Source organism: Streptococcus sp. ELY_90 (genome assembly GCF_058314475.1).
Window position 1 is genome coordinate 112,537 of sequence record NZ_JBZFUJ010000002.1, and the last position, 16,582, is coordinate 129,118.

Genomic DNA, 16,582 nt, shown 5'->3' on the forward strand with positions numbered 1-16,582 from the left:
TTTGCTATAATAGAAGCAATAGAAAGAAGGCAGGATATGACCAAGGATGAACGGTTAGTGGATGCTATTGACCATAAAAGCTATCTGTTAGAGGAAGGGGTTTTTTTATCTGATTTGGATAAGCGACTGCAAAAGCTCCTCTTGCAGCATCATCCTCAGCTGACTGAGCAAAGCTTTATCAGCCATAAGAATCTGGCGCAGTATCGCTTGATGTTTTTACAGGAAATTGTTAAAAAAGCCAATAAAAAGAACGATTATGTCCGTGAAACGGTCTATGAAGTAACTAAGAATCAAGATTATAAGCCCTTAGATCTGCAGGAAGAGTGGGACAGTAAAATTACATTTGGTCAGCGGATAGCTGATGATGTCGCGCGCTTTGGCGGTTCATGGACCTTCATCATCTGCTTTGTCGCCTTGATGATTCTTTGGATGGCTTTCAATGTTATCAAACCCTTTGGTTTGGTCTTTGATGCCTATCCTTTCATTCTCTTGAATTTGGCTCTGTCTACCTTAGCGGCCATCCAGGCTCCCTTGATTATGATGAGCCAAAACCGTGCTTCGGACTATGACCGTCTGCAGGCTAAAAACGATTATAATGTTAACAAGAAATCTGAAGAGGGCGTAAGGCTGCTGCATGCTAAAATTGACCACTTGGTGCACCAAGACCAGTCAGATCTTTTGGAAATTCAGAAACTGCAGGCAGAAATGCTGGTTTCTATCACCAAACAGTTAGCAGATATGCAGGAGCAAAATCAGGCCTTGATTGAAAAAGTGGGAGAGTTAGAAAAAAGGAGTAGTGAAAATGTCTGACAAAAAAATTGATCTTGTCATTGTCACAGGCATGAGCGGTGCCGGGAAAACCGTTGCCATCCAGTCTTTTGAAGACTTAGGTTACTTTACGATTGATAATATGCCGCCGGCCTTAGTGCCTAAATTTTTGGAATTGGTTGAAAGCAGCGGTGAAAATGATAAGGTTGCCCTGGTCGTTGATATGCGCAGCCGTCTTTTTTTCAAGGAAGTCAGCTCAATTTTGGACAAGATAGAACTGAATGATTCTATTAATTTTCGCATTCTCTTTTTAGATGCTACTGACAGTGAGCTGGTGTCACGCTACAAAGAAACCCGCCGCAGCCATCCTTTGGCAACGACCGGGCGTGTCTTGGACGGTATTGCCCTTGAGCGAAAACTTCTGGCTCCTTTAAAAAATCTCAGTCAGAATGTTGTTGATACGACAGAATTAACACCGCGGCAGCTGCGCAAAACCATTTCAGATCAGTTTTCAGGTGAAAAAGACCAGGACAGCTTTCACCTGGAAGTTGTCAGTTTTGGGTTTAAATACGGTCTGCCTTTGGATGCCGACTTGGTATTTGATGTGCGTTTTCTGCCCAATCCATACTATAAACCTGAACTGCGCGACAAAACTGGGCTTGACAAAGATGTCTCAGACTATGTTATGGATCACGAGGAATCAGAAGAATTTTACCAACATCTTTTAGCGCTGTTAAAACCTATTCTGCCGGGCTATCAAAAGGAAGGGAAATCTGTTTTAACCATCGCTATCGGTTGCACAGGCGGCCAGCACCGCAGCGTGGCCTTTGCCCATCGTTTGGCGGAAGATCTGAAGCAAAATTGGACCGTTCATGAAAGCCATCGTGATAAGAATCGACGTAAGGAGACAGTGAATCGCTCATGAGAAAACCAAGAATAACCCTTATCGGCGGCGGTACAGGCCTGCCTGTCCTTTTAAGCAGTCTGCGTCATGAAGATGTGGATATTACAGCTATTGTCACGGTAGCAGATGATGGCGGCAGCTCAGGTGCTATTCGCCACGTCATGCAGATGACACCTCCCGGCGATCTTCGCAATGTTTTAGTAGCGATGAGCGATATGCCCAGATTTTACGAGAAGATTTTCCAGTACCGTTTTAATGCCGAGGACGGGGCGCTTGCCGGGCACCCGCTTGGCAATTTAATCATTGCCGGTATTTCAGAAATGCAAGGCTCTACCTACAATGCCATGCAGATTCTGTCAAAATTTTTCCACGTTACCGGCAAAATCTATCCCTCCAGTGAAAAAGCTCTGACACTCCATGCGGTCTTTCAGGACGGTCAGGAAGTTGTCGGTGAGAGCCAGATTGCTAAGCATAAGGGAATGATAGACCATGTTTATGTCACCAACAGCTACGATGATATAAAACCAGCGGCCAGCCGCAAGGTTGTTGATGCCATTATGGACAGTGACATGATTGTTTTAGGTCCGGGCTCACTCTTTACATCCATTTTGCCGAATTTAGTCATTGATGAGATTGGTCAGGCACTTTGTCAAACGAAGGCAGAGGTGGCTTATGTCTGTAACATCATGACACAGTACGGTGAGACAGAGCATTTTACCGATGCCGACCATGTGCGCGTGCTCAATCGGCATTTAGGGCAAAAATTTATTGATACCGTCTTGGTCAATGTTGAAAAGGTACCTAAGGAATATATGAATTCTAATAAATTTGACGAGTATCTGGTTCAAGTAGAGCACGATTTTGCCGGTCTTAAAGAGCAGGTACCAAGAGTCGTCTCATCAAATTTCCTCTGTCTGGAAAATGGCGGAGCCTTTCACAATGGTGACAGTGTTGTTGCCGAATTGATGAGCCTGATTAGAATGAAGGAATTATGAGTTTTACGACATCTGTCAAAGAAGAAATTTTAAATTTGGAATCAGCTGACAAAAACGAATTGTCAGCTATTATTAAAATGTCAGGCAATCTGGGTTTGACGCATCAAGGCCTGACTTTGTCCATTATTACCGAAAATGCAAAAATTGCCCGTCATATCTATGCCCTGCTGGAGCAGTTTTACCAAATTGTCCCCGAGATCAAGTACCATCAAAAGACTAATCTGAGAAAAAACCGCGTCTACACCGTTTTTCTTGACTGCCATGTGGACAGCATCCTGTCAGATCTGCAGCTGTCAGACTCATTCTTTGGTATTGAGACGGGCATCCAGGGAAAAATCCTGTCGGATGATGATGCCGGACGTTCTTACTTGCGGGGGGCGTTTTTGTCTACCGGTTCTATTCGGGATCCGGAATCCGGCAAATATCAGCTGGAAATTTTCTCTGTTTACCTGGACCATGCGGAAGATTTAGCCCAACTGATGCAAAAATTCATGCTGGATGCCAAGGTCATTGAACACAAGCACGGTGCGGTTACTTACCTGCAAAAGGCTGAAGATATTATGGATTTTTTGATTATCATCGGCAGTATGGAAGCCATGCTGGCCTTTGAAAAAATCAAAATCATGCGAGAAACCAGAAATGATGTCAATCGGGCCAGCAATGCCGAAACAGCTAATATTGCCAGAACCATCAGTGCCAGCATGAAAACAATCAATAATATCATTAAAATCAGAGACAGCGTCGGTTTGGAAAGTCTGCCGGTAGAACTGCAGCAGATTGCTCAAATACGAGTCGCCAACCCAGATTTTTCCATCCAGCAGATTGCTGACAGCTTAGATGCGCCGCTGACTAAGAGCGGGGTCAATCACAGACTCAGAAAGATCAATAAAATAGCAGAAGAATTATAAAAAAGGAGACACAGTGACCTGTACAACGATTCTCGTCGGAAAAAAAGCCAGTTATGACGGCTCTACTATGATTGCCAGAACCGAAGATTCACAAAGCGGTGATTTTTGCCCTAAAAAGTTTGAAGTGATCAGTCCGCAAAAGCAGCCCAGACATTACCAGTCCGTTTTATCCTCTTTTACTCTGGATCTGCCGGATAATCCTTTGTCCTATACCTCTGTTCCTAATGCATTAGATAAAGATGGAATTTGGGGAGAAGCAGGTATCAATGAGATGAATGTCGCCATGAGTGCAACCGAAACCATCACGACAAACAGCCGTGTATTGGGAGCAGACCCCTTAGTTGAGTCAGGCATTGGCGAAGAAGACATGCTGACCTTGGTACTGCCTTATATTCACTCAGCTCGTGAAGGTGTGGAACGATTGGGAAAAATTTTAGAGGAGTACGGCACCTATGAATCAAATGGCCTTGCTTTTTCAGATGCAGAAGAGATTTGGTGGATGGAGACGGTTGGCGGCCATTACTGGATTGCGCGCCGTGTTCCGGATGATTGCTATGTGACTAATCCTAACCAGCTGGGGATTGATTATTTTGAATTTAATAATCCGGAGGATTACCTTTTTTCTAGCGATCTGAGAGACTTTATCGACGACAATTATCTGGATTTGACCTATTCCAATGAGCATTTTAATCCCCGCCATGCCTTTGGCAGTCAAAAGGATAAAGACAGACACTACAATACGCCCCGTGCCTGGGCCATGCAGCGATTTCTAAATCCTGAAATCGCACAGGAACCTCGCAGTTTCTTCATTCCCTGGTCGCAAAAGCCCTATCGCAAGATTACCGTTGAAGATATTAAATATGTCCTGAGCAATCATTATCAAGATACAGCCTTTGATCCTTACGGAGCTGAAGGCGATCGCGTCAGCCGAACAGCTTTTCGAACCATTGGCATTAATCGTACCAGCCAGACCGCTTTGCTGCAGATAAGGCCTGATAAGCCTCAGCCGACTCAAGGAATCCAATGGCTTTCTTACGGCTCTATGCCTTTTAATACCATGGTTCCTTTCTTTACGCAGATTGCAAAAACGCCAACTTATTTTGCCAATACCAGCGATAAGGTCTCTGCCGATAATTTTTATTGGGCCAACCGGTTGATTGCTGCCCTTGCTGATCCTCATTACCATAAGCACGAGTCGGATCTGGAAGCCTATGCTGAGAAGACCATGGCCAAAGGCCACGCCATGATCGGCCGTGTTGACAGAGCTTTGCAAGCAGGGGAAACCGTTGATTTAGAAGCAGAAAATCAAGCGATGAGTGATTTTATTGAGGCTGAAACCCAGCTTCTTCTTCAAAAAATTCTTTTTGATGCCAGCAATCTGATGACCAACCGTTACGGTGTCAGCGACTGATGGTAAAATGAGCAGGGAAACTCCAAGTAAGTGCCCTGCTTTTTGTTTTTTCCACGATTTTCACCGTTGGTAAAAAATAATAATTTTAAAGCTTGCAAAATTTTTTAAATATGATATACTTAACCAGTAAATAATTAACTGGTTAACAAAAGGAGATTCACATGAAGAAAAAACCGCTTATCATCGTTTCACTTCTCGTTGCTATCATGGTAGCTTCTGTCGCATTTTTAATAGGACAGGAAAAGAGCAGGAAAACCGATGGCAAAATAGATGTTGTTACAACCTTTTATCCCATGTATGAATTTACAAAAAATATCGTCGGCAATCAAGGGCAGGTCTCTCTTTTGATTAAAGCGGGAACAGAGGTTCATGATTTTGAACCATCAACCAGAGATATTAGCAAAATTCAGGATGCTGACGCCTTTGTCTATGACTCAGACAGCATGGAATCTTGGGTTAAGTCGGTTAAAAAATCTGTTAATACTGAGAAAGTACCCTTTATCGAGGCGACTGCTAATATGATTTTAGCACCAGGAACAGAAGAAGGAGACCATGAACACGGTCATGAAGGTCACCATCACGCTTATGATCCTCACGTTTGGCTGTCACCTAAACGGACCGTTGACTTGGTAGAAAATATCCGTGATGACCTCGCAAAGGAATTTCCTGATAAGGCCAAGATTTTTAAGAAAAATGCTGCCGCTTATATCAAAAAAGTAAAGGCTTTGGATAAAGAGTACAGTGACACTCTTAGCAAGGCGCAGCAAAAATCTTTTGTAACACAGCATGCTGCATTTGGTTATTTAGCTCTTGACTATAATCTGACACAAATTCCCATCACCGGTCTGACAGCAGAATCTGAACCGTCAGCCAAGCGTTTGGCTGATTTGTCCAAATATGTCAAAAAATATGGGATTGACTATATTTATTTCGAAGAAAATGCATCCTCAGCAGTTTCTAAGACCTTAGCCGATGAAGCTGGGGTAAAAACGGCTGTACTGAGCCCTCTTGAAAGCCTGACGAAAAAGCAGATGGCAGAGGGCGAAGATTATTTTTCAGTTATGCGGCGCAACCTAAAAGCTCTCCAAAAGACGACTGATACAGCCGGAAAAATTATTAAGCCGGAAACAGATGACAGCAAGACTGTCGCTGATGGTTACTTTAAGGATAAGGATGTGACAGATCGAAAGCTTTCTGATTGGACGGGCAAGTGGCAGTCTGTTTATCCTTATCTAAAAGACGGCAGCTTGGACAGTGTCTGGGATTATAAGGCCAAGTCTAAAAAGGATATGACTGCCCAGGAATACAAGGAGTACTATACTAAAGGCTATAAAACGGACGTTGACAAGATTGTTATTGACGGTAAGGCAAATACAGTTGCTTTTACGCAAAAAGGCAAGGAATACAAGTACACCTATAAGTATGTCGGCTGCAAGATTCTCAGCTATGCAAAAGGCAATCGGGGTGTTCGCTATCTCTTTGAAAGCAAAGCAAAAAATGCCGGTTCCTTTAAATATATCCAGTTCAGCGACCACGGCATCAAACCTCAAAAAGCAGAGCATTTCCACCTTTTCTGGGGAAATGACAGTCAAGAACAACTCCTGAAAGAAATGGAAAACTGGCCGACCTACTATCCAAGTAAGCTAAACGGCCGGGAAATCGCTCAGGAAATTGTGGCTCACTAAAGACAGTTTGAAAAACAAAGCATCAGATGTTCTTAAGATCAGCTGGTGCTTTTTTGTGAGCCGCCCGGAAATAATAACTCTTGATTGCTGTTTAAACGAGTAAAGGTTTGCAAATCATCCTGCTATTTCTTATAATAACAGTAATCAGAAAGGAGTCTTTATGAAAGCAGCAGTTGTTTATAAAGCTGGCGGTCCGGATGCTTTTGTCATCGAGGAAAGACCGCTTCCCGAAGTCAAAGAAGGATGGAGTCTTATCAAGGTTTTAGGCTTTGGTATCAACCATTCGGAAATTTTTACAAGGCAGGGGCTGTCTCCCAGTGTCAGCTTTCCCAGAGTTTTAGGCATTGAATGTATCGGAGAGGTTGTCAAAACCAGCTCTCCTCATCTGAAGACTGGTCAGCAGATCATTTCTATCATGGGGGAGATGGGACGTGATTTTGATGGTTCCTATGCCGAGTATACCCTTTTGCCCGATGAGCAGATTTATCCTGTTAAAACGGATTTGCCCTTAGAAAAATTAGCTGCCCTGCCTGAAACCTACTACACTGCCTACGGTGCTTTTAAAAACTTGCAGATTAAGGCAGGAGATGTAACTCTGATACGGGGAGCATCATCTGGTGTCGGCTTAGCCATGCTTGGTCTGATTAAGGCACAGTTTCCGCAAAATAAGGTTTTTGGCAGCAGCCGTCATTTAGAAAAAGAAGATATTCTGTTAAAGTTAGGCTATGATGGAATTATTCTGGATGAAAACAATATCTTGCAGACGGATTTGACCTTTGATAAAATTTTAGAATTAGTTGGCCCCGCCTCCGTTAAAGATTCCTTTGATCATATTAAAGAGCAGGGAATTGTCTGTTCCAACGGTCAGCTGGGCGGCCGCTGGTATTTGGAGGACTTTGATCCCATTATGGAATTAAAGCATAATAGTTATCTGACAAGTTTTTATTCCGGTGATGTTGATCGAGAAAGGCTGCAGGAAATGCTGGATTATGTGGCTGACTTCCAAGTTCCTATTCGTGTTGAAAAAGTTTTCAAACTAGAAGAAATCAGCAAGGCTCATGCTTATATCGAAAGCACAGCGGGTTTTGGCAAAGTTGTTGTTTTAAATTAAGAGCTTTAGGCTTGAAAAAAGGCAGCTCAGGTTTTGTTCCTGCAGTTTATGACACTGACGAGAGACTGGCTGCAAAAGAAAGGGAAGAAGATGGCTTATATTGAAAAACTTGAACGTGGTAAGGTGTTAGATTTAAAGAAAGAAGTTCCGGTTGAAGAGGAGCAGATACTCAGTAAAACATTGGTACAAAGAGAAGATCTGGGGATGACGCTTTTCTCACTGGACAAGGATCAGGAAATCAGCCGCCATACATCGCCGGGTGATGCCATGGTTAACGTTTTAAGCGGTTTGGCAGAAATCACTATCGGCAGTGATGTTTTTGAAGCAGCGGCCGGACAGACCATCATCATGCCGGCAGATATTCCGCACAGCCTCTATGCCAAGGAAGCTTTCCAAATGCTCTTGGTTGTTGTCAAACCTGAGGTGAATCATGATTGATAATCTTTCTAATCTTATCAAATACCATGACGGTCAAATTGCCAGCCGGTCCTTAAGCAGAAAATTGGCTGTTGATAGACCCATAACACTCTATGCCATGGCTGCAGGCGAGTCCGTCAGCAACGAGTCTGGCACTCTGACTAAGCTGATTCAGGTTTTGGAGGGCAGCCTTCAGGTTGAAACAGCAGGTGAAAAATACCGGCTTGGTGCCCAAGGAATGCTGAGTATTGCTGCTGGTCAGGTTCATAATCTCTATGCGCTTGAAAACAGTAAAATCCTGCAGATCGAACTATGACAGAGGCCATTAAAAAGCATGATTAAAAGAGAATCCTTGCAGCAAGCAAGGGATCAAAAAAATCCTCTCGGAATTCCGAAAGGATTTTTTAGTCATACTGCAATAGTGCAAATAGATTTGTTTATTTGAGACCGTATTTTTTGTTGAAACGATCGACACGTCCGTCTGCCTGAGTGAATTTTTGACGTCCGGTGTAGAAGGGATGTGAGTCAGATGAAATTTCCACACGAATAAGCGGATAAGTTTCACCTTCAAACTCAACAGTTTCGTTTGAAGTCTTAGTTGAACCACTAAGGAACTGATAACCAGTTGACGTATCCATAAAGACAACCGGATGGTATTCAGGATGAATATCTTTTCTCATTTTAAAAAATTTCCTTTCTGCCATAGCCCACTTTGAGCCATAGTTAATCTAACTTCTCTAGTTTATCAGATAAAGCATGATTTGACAAGACTTTTATCCATTTTTTTGCATGAAAATAGAATGTGGCAGTACGACGTTAGTCTTTTGCTGCTCATTGTAAGACGCCTGCCGGCAAATATCCGCTCACACACTTTTTCATCAGCCCTTGCTGATTTAAGGCAAATGATAGATTTATTTTGAAGTTTTAAGGAGGTCTTGCAGTTCCTGATAGATTTGATCGTTTTCTGCTGTGCTGTAAGAATTAGCACCGCTTGCTAAGGGATGCCCGCCTCCGGCATGTCTCTTGGCAACTTCGTTGATAACAGCGGATTTACTGCGAAGTCTGACACGGTAATGTCCGTCCGGCTGCTCAACAAAGATAGCCCAGACCTGAACAGTTTCGATTTTCCCCGGAGCAGAGACAATGGCTGATGTTTCCGCATCTGTCAGATTAAAGGCCTTGAGCAGATCCTGACTTAAAACAATGCGAGCTGCGCCCTGCTCATCGATGTCAAGATTTTCAAAAACATAGGCCAAAAGCCTTGCAATCTTGTAAGGGAAGGAATCCATCTGCCGTGCCAAAGCCGCAAAATCAAAGTCGTATTGAAGCAGATGGCTTGCAATCTTTAATGTTTTTGATGTGGTTGCAGGGTAGAGGAAACGTCCTGTGTCACCGACAATGCCGGCATAGAGGAGACGTGCTGCCTGAGCAGAGAGCTCCAGCTGATTTTGCAGAGCGAAGTCAGTGACAATCTCGCTGGCGCTGGAGGCTTTTGTATCAACATAGGACAAATCACCATAAAAGTCTTCATCCGGGTGATGGTCAATTTTTATTAAAAAGTCGCCTGTTGAATAGCGGCTGTCATCAATCCGGGGGCGGTTAGCGGTGTCAGCCACAATAACAAGCGCACCTTTGTAATCATCATCGGCGACCTCGTCCATTCGGGCCAGCCAGTCCAGAGTAGGCTCATCATAGCCGGTTACTTTAACAGTTTTTTGAGGAAAATTCGTCTGAATAATTTCTTTTAAGCCGACCTGGCTACCCAGTGCATCGGGATCCGGTTTCATGTGCCGGTGAATGATAATTGTCTGGTATGCTTTAATCTGATCTAAAATATCTTTAAAAGTAGTCATAGGTGCCCCTGTTCATTTTTTTCCATTATAACATAGAAAAGAAAGGGAGACAAAAAACCAGACTCAGCTATAGATTTCAGGTTTTAGAGGCAAGCAGCAAAATGAATCAAAACAATAAAAAAGAGTAAAACAGCAGTCGCCTTTTCCGAGGAGCTGACTGTATTTTACTCTTTTTTTGAGAGTCTCCATTTAAGGCGGCTTTTTACTTGATAGCTTTATAATCTGCCGCAAGAGCCCGCTTGACAGCCGGACGCTGAGCAATTTTTTCCGTCCAGTCTAACAAGTGCGGATAGGTATCCAGAGCAAGAAATTCATAAGCTCCCTCGTAAAGGGCATCTTGTGCTAAGCGCCCATACCAAGACCAGACAGCAATATCGGCAATGGTATAGTCTTCTCCGGCGATGTAGGGCTTATTGGCCAGCTCTTTGTCCAGCAAATCCAGCTGCCGCTTGGTTTCCATGGTGAAACGATTGATAGGGTATTCTAATTTTTCAGGAGCGTAGTGGAAAAAGTGACCAAAACCGCCGCCGACAAAAGGCGCTGCCCCCATTTGCCAAAAGAGCCAATTCAGAACTTCTGTTCGCTGTGCCCAGTCTTTTGGGATCAGCTGTTTAAATTTATCGGCCAGATAAAGCAGGATAGAGCCGGATTCAAAGACACGGACCGGCTTTCTTTCAGACTTGTCCAAGAGAGCAGGAATTTTAGAATTAGGATTAATGGCAACAAAATCAGAGCCAAACTGATCACTGTCCATAATGGCGATCTTGAAGAGATCGTAATCAGCTGCTTTAATACCAAGCTCGCGCAGTTCTTCCAGCATAATAGTAACCTTGATACCGTTAGGTGTACCTAAAGAATAAACTTGCAGCGGTTTGTCACCTTGGGGCAGCTTTTGTTCAAATCGGCTGCCGGCAGTGGGACGGTTGATGCCGGAAAATCTTCCTTGGCTGCTGTCCTCAGCAGACCAGACTTTCGGCGGAATATATTGAGACATGATTTCTCCTTTCAACTGGTGGGATATTTTCAAAATATAGCATAGAAAAAAGATAAAATCAACTAAAATATGTTATGATAGATAGCAATACGTAAAATGGGAGTTATACGATGAAAAATCACTTGCACCAACTAGCAAAAGCAGAGCTGCACTGTCATTTGGATGGTTCCCTGTCACTTGAGGCTGTTCGAACATTAGCTGAAATGGCCGACATAAGGCTGCCGAAGTCGGACAGCGAACTGAAAAAATTAGTAACGGCTCCTGAGAATTCAGAGAACCTGCTTGATTATTTAAAAACCTTTGACTTTATTCGCCCGCTGCTGCAGACCAAGGAAGCGCTGGCCTTAGCCGCCTATGACGTAGCCAGGCAGGCAGCTGATGAACATGTTGTTTATATTGAAATTCGGTTTGCGCCAGAGCTGTCTATGGATAAGGGCTTAAGCGCTGTTCAGACAGTAGAAGCCGTGGAAGAGGGATTGAGACAGGCTCAGGCTGACTTTGGCATTGTTGCTAAGGCCTTGATCTGCGGTATGCGGCAGTCTTCTCAGCAGCTGACCAAGGCTATTTTTAAGCAAATTAACAGCGCAGAGGGTCTGGAGTATGGCGGTTTTGATTTTGCCGGCAATGAACACGATTTTCCGCCGGAAGATATTAAAGAACTCATTCGTTATACACAGGATTTGGAACGTCCTATGACCTTTCATGCCGGTGAATGCGGCTGTCCCAGTCATATCGCTCAAGCTCTTGCCTTTGGTCTTAAGCGTTTGGGACATGTAACGGCTATTCACAACCATCCCGACATTTTAGCAGAATTTGTTAAAAAAGGAGCAACAGCAGAACTCTGCCTGACCAGCAATTTGCAAACCAAGGCTGCCCGGTCGCTGGCAGAATTTCCTTACTATGAACTCTATAACGCCGGTGCTCAGATAACGATTAACACGGATAACCGGACGGTCTCACAGACAAATCTAACAAGGGAATACCAATTATTTGCGGATTATTTTGGCACCAGTTTGGCGGATTTTTACCGCTTCAATCAAAATGCGCTGCAAGCTTCCTTTGCTTCTGCTGCTGAAAAAGAGGAACTTTTTGAAACGTTAAGGGCTGCCTATGCACCTTATCTTAGTGAAAGTATTTTAAAAGTCCCGAAACTGTGATATAATAAACAGCAGTATTATTTTGGAGGAAATTATGGCTTTCGCTAAGATTGTTTTTGCTAGTATGACGGGAAATACAGAGGAAATTGCTGACATTGTCGCTCAAAAGTTAGAAGAATTAGGACACACAGTTGATGTGGATGAGTGTACGACAGTAGACGCTGATGAGTTTCAGGATGCGGATATTGCAATTGTAGCCAGCTATACGTATGGTGACGGCGATCTTCCTGACGAGATTGTAGATTTCTATGAAGATCTGCAAGACCTTGACCTTTCAGGCAAAATTTACGGTGTTGTTGGTTCAGGCGATACGTTTTACGATGATTTTTGCAAATCAGTCGATGATTTTGAACTGGCCTTTGAAGGAACGGGTGCTACAAAAGGAGCTGACTCTGTCAAAGTTGATTTGGCAGCAGAGGATGAAGACATTGATAATCTGGAGCGTTTTGCAGAAGAAATTTCCAGCAAGGTCAGCTAATAAGACAGACTGAGGCAATGAGCCGGTTTAGGAATGAACTGTTGATTCTTGAAGCGGCTTGCTGCCTCTTTTTATGATTGCGGTGCAGAATTTGAAAGCCGCATGCCTGAATTTTCATAGAAAAAGGAGTATAATGAAAAATGAAAGCGAGCGCTTTCATTGATTTTTAAATTTTACAGTGAGGTGAAGGAAATTGAAAAATAGAGATTATGCCTTTGGTTTTCACGATGATATAAAGCCTCTTTATTCGACCGGCAAAGGCTTAACTGAGGAAATTGTCAGAGATATTTCCGAGATTAAAAATGAGCCTGAGTGGATGCTGGACTACCGGCTGCGCTGTTTAAAGCTCTTCCATAAACTGCCAATGCCTAGCTGGGGGCCGGATTTGTCAGGAATTAATTTTGAAGATGTAATCTATTATCAAAAGTTAAGCGGTAAGCCTTCCAGAAGCTGGGAAGATGTTCCTGATGACATCAAAAAGACCTTTGAACGTCTGGGAATTCCCGAGGCTGAACGCCAGTTTTTATCCGGAGCGGTGGCTCAGTATGAGTCTGAAGTGGTTTACCACAATATGAAAGAAGAATTTGAAAAGCAAGGGATTATTTTCACGGATACAGATACTGCTCTGCAGAAATATCCTGATCTTGTCAAAAAATATTTTGCGACAGTTGTCTCGCCGGCTGAGCACAAATTCGCAGCTTTAAACGGAGCTGTCTGGTCCGGCGGAACGTTCATCTATGTCCCTAAAGGAGTTCAGTGCCAGATTCCTGTGCAAACGTATTTTCGGATTAACGGTGAAAATGCAGGACAGTTTGAACGTTCTCTTATAATTGTTGAAGAAGGTGCATCCATTCAGTATATTGAAGGCTGTACGGCACCTAATTATTCCAGCAACAGTCTGCATGCAGCTACCGTGGAAATTATTGTTAAGCGCGATGCGTCATTTCGCTACACGACTATTCAAAATTGGTCTGACAATGTTTACAATCTGGTCACGGAAAGAGGTACGGTTGAAGAAAACGGCACTCTGGAATGGATTGACGGCAACTTGGGCAGCAAGGTCAATATGAAATACCCTTGTTCGATTTTAACTGGTCCGCATGCCAGAACCTCTGTTTTGTCTATGTCTTTTGCTAATTACGGCCAGCATTTGGATGCCGGCTGCAAGGTTTATCACAATGCTCCTAAGACTTCCAGCACACTTATCTCAAAATCAGTTGCCAAAGACGGCGGTAAAACAGACTATCGCGGAACTGTTAAATTTGGCAAGAACAGTACCGGCTCTAAGTCGCATATTGAATGTGATACAATTTTGATGGACGGTGAGTCCAGCTCAGATACCATTCCTTTTAATGAAATCCATAATTCAGATGTTTCACTGGAGCATGAAGCTAAAGTTTCCAAGGTTTCTGAAGAACAGCTCTATTATATTATGAGCCGGGGAATCAGCGAAGAAGAGGCTACTGCCATGATTATCAACGGTTTTATGGATCCGATTACAAAAGAGCTGCCCATGGAATACGCAGTAGAACTCAATGCTTTAATCAACATGAGCATGGAAGGGTCTGTCGGCTGATGCGTGCAGCAAGCCTGGAAATGGAAGAAGGATTGCCTTATCAGTCTTTCTTCCATTTGTCTTGTTAGAAAAAATAAACTATGAAAAAATTTTCTGTCAAATACAGGCAAATCAGCCGCTTCTTTCTTTGGCTGGGTCTGATAATAATGGCTGCCTATCTTGCTTTTATTCTTTATCGGTATTGGGATCGGTGGCTGTTGCTTTTTAATCCTCAAAGAAACATTAAAGATTTTGAACAGCAGCTGCGTTCAGAAAATATAGTGAATTTTGTTGTTTTAACACTTTTAACCAGCCTGACCTCTGCCGTCCCCTTTTTATCCAGTTCAGTTCTGTCTGTTTTTAACGGTCTGGTTTTTGGGCCTTGGCTGGGTATTTTGATGAATATCAGCGGCAATGTGCTGGGGCATTTTTTCCTGATTCGGGTCATGGCCCGCATAGATTTGACAGAAAAAGACAGTACATTAAACGAGCGGCTGGATAAGCTGGCACAGATTAAAAATCCTTATCTGGCTTTAACATTGGGCTATATGATTCCTTTCATTCCGTCTTTTTTAGTGGATTATACAGTTCTTGATACCAAGGTGCTCTGGCAGCGCTGGCTGCTTTGCCTGATATTGGGTGTCACTCCGACCAGTGTTCTCTATGCTTTCGGCGGCCACGCCCTGATGCTGGGGGATGTGAAGCAGCTCCTTTTCATTGCTGCTGTTATTCTTGTTTGCTTGATTATTTACAAAGCTTTTGAACAAAAGAAAAGCTAGAAGCAGGGCCTTTTTTTTGCTATAATGAAGCAAAGGAGTAGATGATGGATTTACAAGATATTAGAGAGCAGATTGATGCTGTTGACAGGGAATTAGTCTCTTGTTTAGAAAAGCGCATGGCTTTAGTCAGTCAAGTTGCTGCCTATAAAAAAGCAACCGGCAAGGCAGTTCTGGATCCTGAACGTGAGCAGCTCCTGCTGCAAAAAATAGCCGAATTAGTGACCGATGACGCTTACCGTCCGGCTGTTCTGGCGACTTTTACTGATATTCTCAAACATTCAAGAGACTATCAGATTAAAACATTAGGAGAGGATTTAGATGAAAGCCTTTCTTGATTGGGAGAAAAACAGCCGTCTGCTGCTGGTGTCAGCAGCAGCTATTCTTGTCGGTTTGCTGGTCGGTGTTGTTGATATGGTGTTTGGTGTTGTTTTGAATGCTTTAACGGCATTTCGAGTCAGCCATTTTTTAGTCCTCATTCCTTTTTTGCCCTTATCGGGCCTTTTGATCGTCTTTCTTTATGATCATTTCGGCGGTAAAAGTATTAAGGGAATGGGCTTGGTTTTTGATGTTGCTGATGAAAAGGAGGCGGCTATTCCTAAAAGATTAGTGCCTTTAGCGATTTTTTCAACCTGGCTGACCCATCTTTTTGGCGGCAGTGCCGGCCGTGAAGGAGTGGCTGTCCAGATAGGGGCAGCCTTGTCTCATGCCTTCTCTCCCATTTTTTCATTTAAAGAATCCTCGAGAAGTTTTTTAATCATCGGAATTGCAGCCGGTTTTGCAGGCCTCTTTCAAACGCCCATAGCAGCGATACTGTTTGCTCTTGAGGTGCTTGTTATCGGCCGGCTGGAGCTGGCGACGCTTTTACCAACCTGTCTGGCTGCTTACACCGCCAGCTACACATCCCACTTATTGGGATTGAAAAAATTTACCCATCTGATCAAGATAAACATAGAACTTAATCCTCTGCTGTTTATACAGTTTGCCCTTTTGGGTATAATCTTTGGCCTGGCAGGAACGCTGTTTGCCTACTTGTTAAGAAGAACCAAGCTGGCTTTGATTTTACGTTTTAGAAGGCCTTACCAGCGCATAGCGATTGTGGGACTCCTGCTCAGTGTGCTATTGCTCGTATTGGGTGCGGGACGTTATTCTGGCTTGAGTACGGATTTGATTGCTGCCAGCTTTTCAAAGAACGGCGGTGTTTATCCTTTCGATTGGATTTTTAAGCTGATTTTGACGGTTTTAACTCTGTCTGCAGGCTATCAGGGCGGTGAGGTAATGCCAATGTTTACGATTGGAGCAACCCTTGGTGCGGTGCTTGCTCCTTTGTTTCATTTACCGGCAGCCTTTGTTGCAGCGCTTGGCTATGCCAGTGTCTTTGGCAGCGGAACAGGAACTTTTTTGGCACCTATCTTTATCGGCGGTGAAATTTTTGGCTTTGACAATATTCCTTATTTTTTTATTGTTGTTTGTTTTGCCAGCATTGTTAAAAAACGCATCAGTGTTTACGGTGCCCAAAAGGCAAGTCCTTAAGATGTAAAAAACGCACAAAGGACTTAGCAGCTTTATA

18 protein-coding genes are annotated in these 16,582 nt (G+C 43.4%); 15 read left to right on the forward strand and 3 right to left on the reverse strand.

Annotated features, from left to right (window positions below):
* Window positions 1-36 precede the first annotated feature (36 nt).
* From AC4HAF_RS02135 to AC4HAF_RS02175, 9 genes are all read left to right on the forward strand, one after another.
* Window positions 37-810 (forward strand): DUF1003 domain-containing protein, encoded by a 774-nt coding sequence (locus tag AC4HAF_RS02135; RefSeq protein ID WP_491096474.1) that lies wholly within the window; start codon window positions 37-39, stop codon window positions 808-810.
* Complete coding sequence (gene rapZ, locus AC4HAF_RS02140) at window positions 803-1,693, forward strand: RNase adapter RapZ (RefSeq protein ID WP_491096475.1); 891 nt, start codon at window positions 803-805, stop codon at window positions 1,691-1,693. The genes AC4HAF_RS02135 and rapZ overlap by 8 nt, the downstream gene beginning before the upstream one ends.
* On the forward strand, window positions 1,690-2,667 hold the full coding sequence (locus AC4HAF_RS02145; RefSeq protein ID WP_491090842.1) for a YvcK family protein: 978 nt from the start codon (window positions 1,690-1,692) through the stop codon (window positions 2,665-2,667). Before rapZ ends, AC4HAF_RS02145 begins: the two co-directional genes overlap by 4 nt.
* Window positions 2,664-3,575 carry a DNA-binding protein WhiA gene (whiA, locus tag AC4HAF_RS02150; protein ID WP_491096476.1) on the forward strand — a complete coding sequence of 304 codons (912 nt, stop codon included), beginning with the start codon at window positions 2,664-2,666 and terminating at the stop codon, window positions 3,573-3,575. The genes AC4HAF_RS02145 and whiA overlap by 4 nt, the downstream gene beginning before the upstream one ends.
* Window positions 3,576-3,588: 13 nt before the next feature.
* A complete protein-coding gene (locus tag AC4HAF_RS02155; RefSeq protein WP_491096477.1) occupies window positions 3,589-4,986 on the forward strand; it encodes a C69 family dipeptidase in 1,398 nt (465 codons plus the stop codon).
* Between the two features lie 161 nt (window positions 4,987-5,147).
* Window positions 5,148-6,671 carry a metal ABC transporter solute-binding protein, Zn/Mn family gene (locus tag AC4HAF_RS02160; protein WP_491096478.1) on the forward strand — a complete coding sequence of 508 codons (1,524 nt, stop codon included), beginning with the start codon at window positions 5,148-5,150 and terminating at the stop codon, window positions 6,669-6,671.
* Window positions 6,672-6,831: 160 nt separating this feature from the next.
* Complete coding sequence (locus AC4HAF_RS02165; RefSeq protein ID WP_491096479.1) at window positions 6,832-7,782, forward strand: zinc-binding dehydrogenase; 951 nt, start codon at window positions 6,832-6,834, stop codon at window positions 7,780-7,782.
* 90 nt (window positions 7,783-7,872) lie between these two features.
* Window positions 7,873-8,220 (forward strand): cupin domain-containing protein, encoded by a 348-nt coding sequence (locus AC4HAF_RS02170; protein WP_491090834.1) that lies wholly within the window; start codon window positions 7,873-7,875, stop codon window positions 8,218-8,220.
* Window positions 8,213-8,515 carry a cupin domain-containing protein gene (locus AC4HAF_RS02175; RefSeq protein ID WP_491096480.1) on the forward strand — a complete coding sequence of 101 codons (303 nt, stop codon included), beginning with the start codon at window positions 8,213-8,215 and terminating at the stop codon, window positions 8,513-8,515. The genes AC4HAF_RS02170 and AC4HAF_RS02175 overlap by 8 nt, the downstream gene beginning before the upstream one ends.
* Window positions 8,516-8,636: 121 nt before the next feature.
* Here AC4HAF_RS02175 and AC4HAF_RS02180 read toward each other — a convergent pair whose 3' ends face one another.
* The 3 genes from AC4HAF_RS02180 to yghU form a co-directional block, all read right to left on the reverse strand.
* On the reverse strand, window positions 8,637-8,879 hold the full coding sequence (locus tag AC4HAF_RS02180) for a type B 50S ribosomal protein L31 (protein WP_491090831.1): 243 nt from the start codon (window positions 8,877-8,879) through the stop codon (window positions 8,637-8,639).
* 231 nt (window positions 8,880-9,110) lie between these two features.
* On the reverse strand, window positions 9,111-10,052 hold the full coding sequence (locus AC4HAF_RS02185; RefSeq protein ID WP_491096481.1) for a DHH family phosphoesterase: 942 nt from the start codon (window positions 10,050-10,052) through the stop codon (window positions 9,111-9,113).
* A 202-nt stretch (window positions 10,053-10,254) separates the two neighbouring features.
* Complete coding sequence (gene yghU / locus AC4HAF_RS02190) at window positions 10,255-11,046, reverse strand: glutathione-dependent disulfide-bond oxidoreductase (protein ID WP_491090829.1); 792 nt, start codon at window positions 11,044-11,046, stop codon at window positions 10,255-10,257.
* Window positions 11,047-11,156: 110 nt separating this feature from the next.
* Between yghU and add the strand changes: the two genes are divergently transcribed.
* The 6 genes from add (at window position 11,157) to AC4HAF_RS02220 (ending at window position 16,545) form a co-directional block, all read left to right on the forward strand.
* On the forward strand, window positions 11,157-12,203 hold the full coding sequence (gene add / locus AC4HAF_RS02195; RefSeq protein WP_491096482.1) for an adenosine deaminase: 1,047 nt from the start codon (window positions 11,157-11,159) through the stop codon (window positions 12,201-12,203).
* A gap of 34 nt (window positions 12,204-12,237) precedes the next feature.
* Window positions 12,238-12,681 (forward strand): flavodoxin, encoded by a 444-nt coding sequence (locus AC4HAF_RS02200; RefSeq protein ID WP_027976377.1) that lies wholly within the window; start codon window positions 12,238-12,240, stop codon window positions 12,679-12,681.
* A 193-nt stretch (window positions 12,682-12,874) separates the two neighbouring features.
* Entirely contained in the window at window positions 12,875-14,257 is a 1,383-nt protein-coding gene (sufB, locus tag AC4HAF_RS02205; RefSeq protein WP_491096483.1) for a Fe-S cluster assembly protein SufB, read from the forward strand.
* Window positions 14,258-14,337: 80 nt separating this feature from the next.
* Complete coding sequence (locus AC4HAF_RS02210; RefSeq protein WP_491096484.1) at window positions 14,338-15,015, forward strand: TVP38/TMEM64 family protein; 678 nt, start codon at window positions 14,338-14,340, stop codon at window positions 15,013-15,015.
* A gap of 44 nt (window positions 15,016-15,059) precedes the next feature.
* Window positions 15,060-15,350: a chorismate mutase gene (locus AC4HAF_RS02215; protein WP_491096549.1), complete on the forward strand. Its 291-nt coding sequence runs from the start codon at window positions 15,060-15,062 to the stop codon at window positions 15,348-15,350.
* Window positions 15,334-16,545 carry a chloride channel protein gene (locus AC4HAF_RS02220; protein ID WP_491096485.1) on the forward strand — a complete coding sequence of 404 codons (1,212 nt, stop codon included), beginning with the start codon at window positions 15,334-15,336 and terminating at the stop codon, window positions 16,543-16,545. The genes AC4HAF_RS02215 and AC4HAF_RS02220 overlap by 17 nt, the downstream gene beginning before the upstream one ends.
* Window positions 16,546-16,582: the final 37 nt, after the last annotated feature.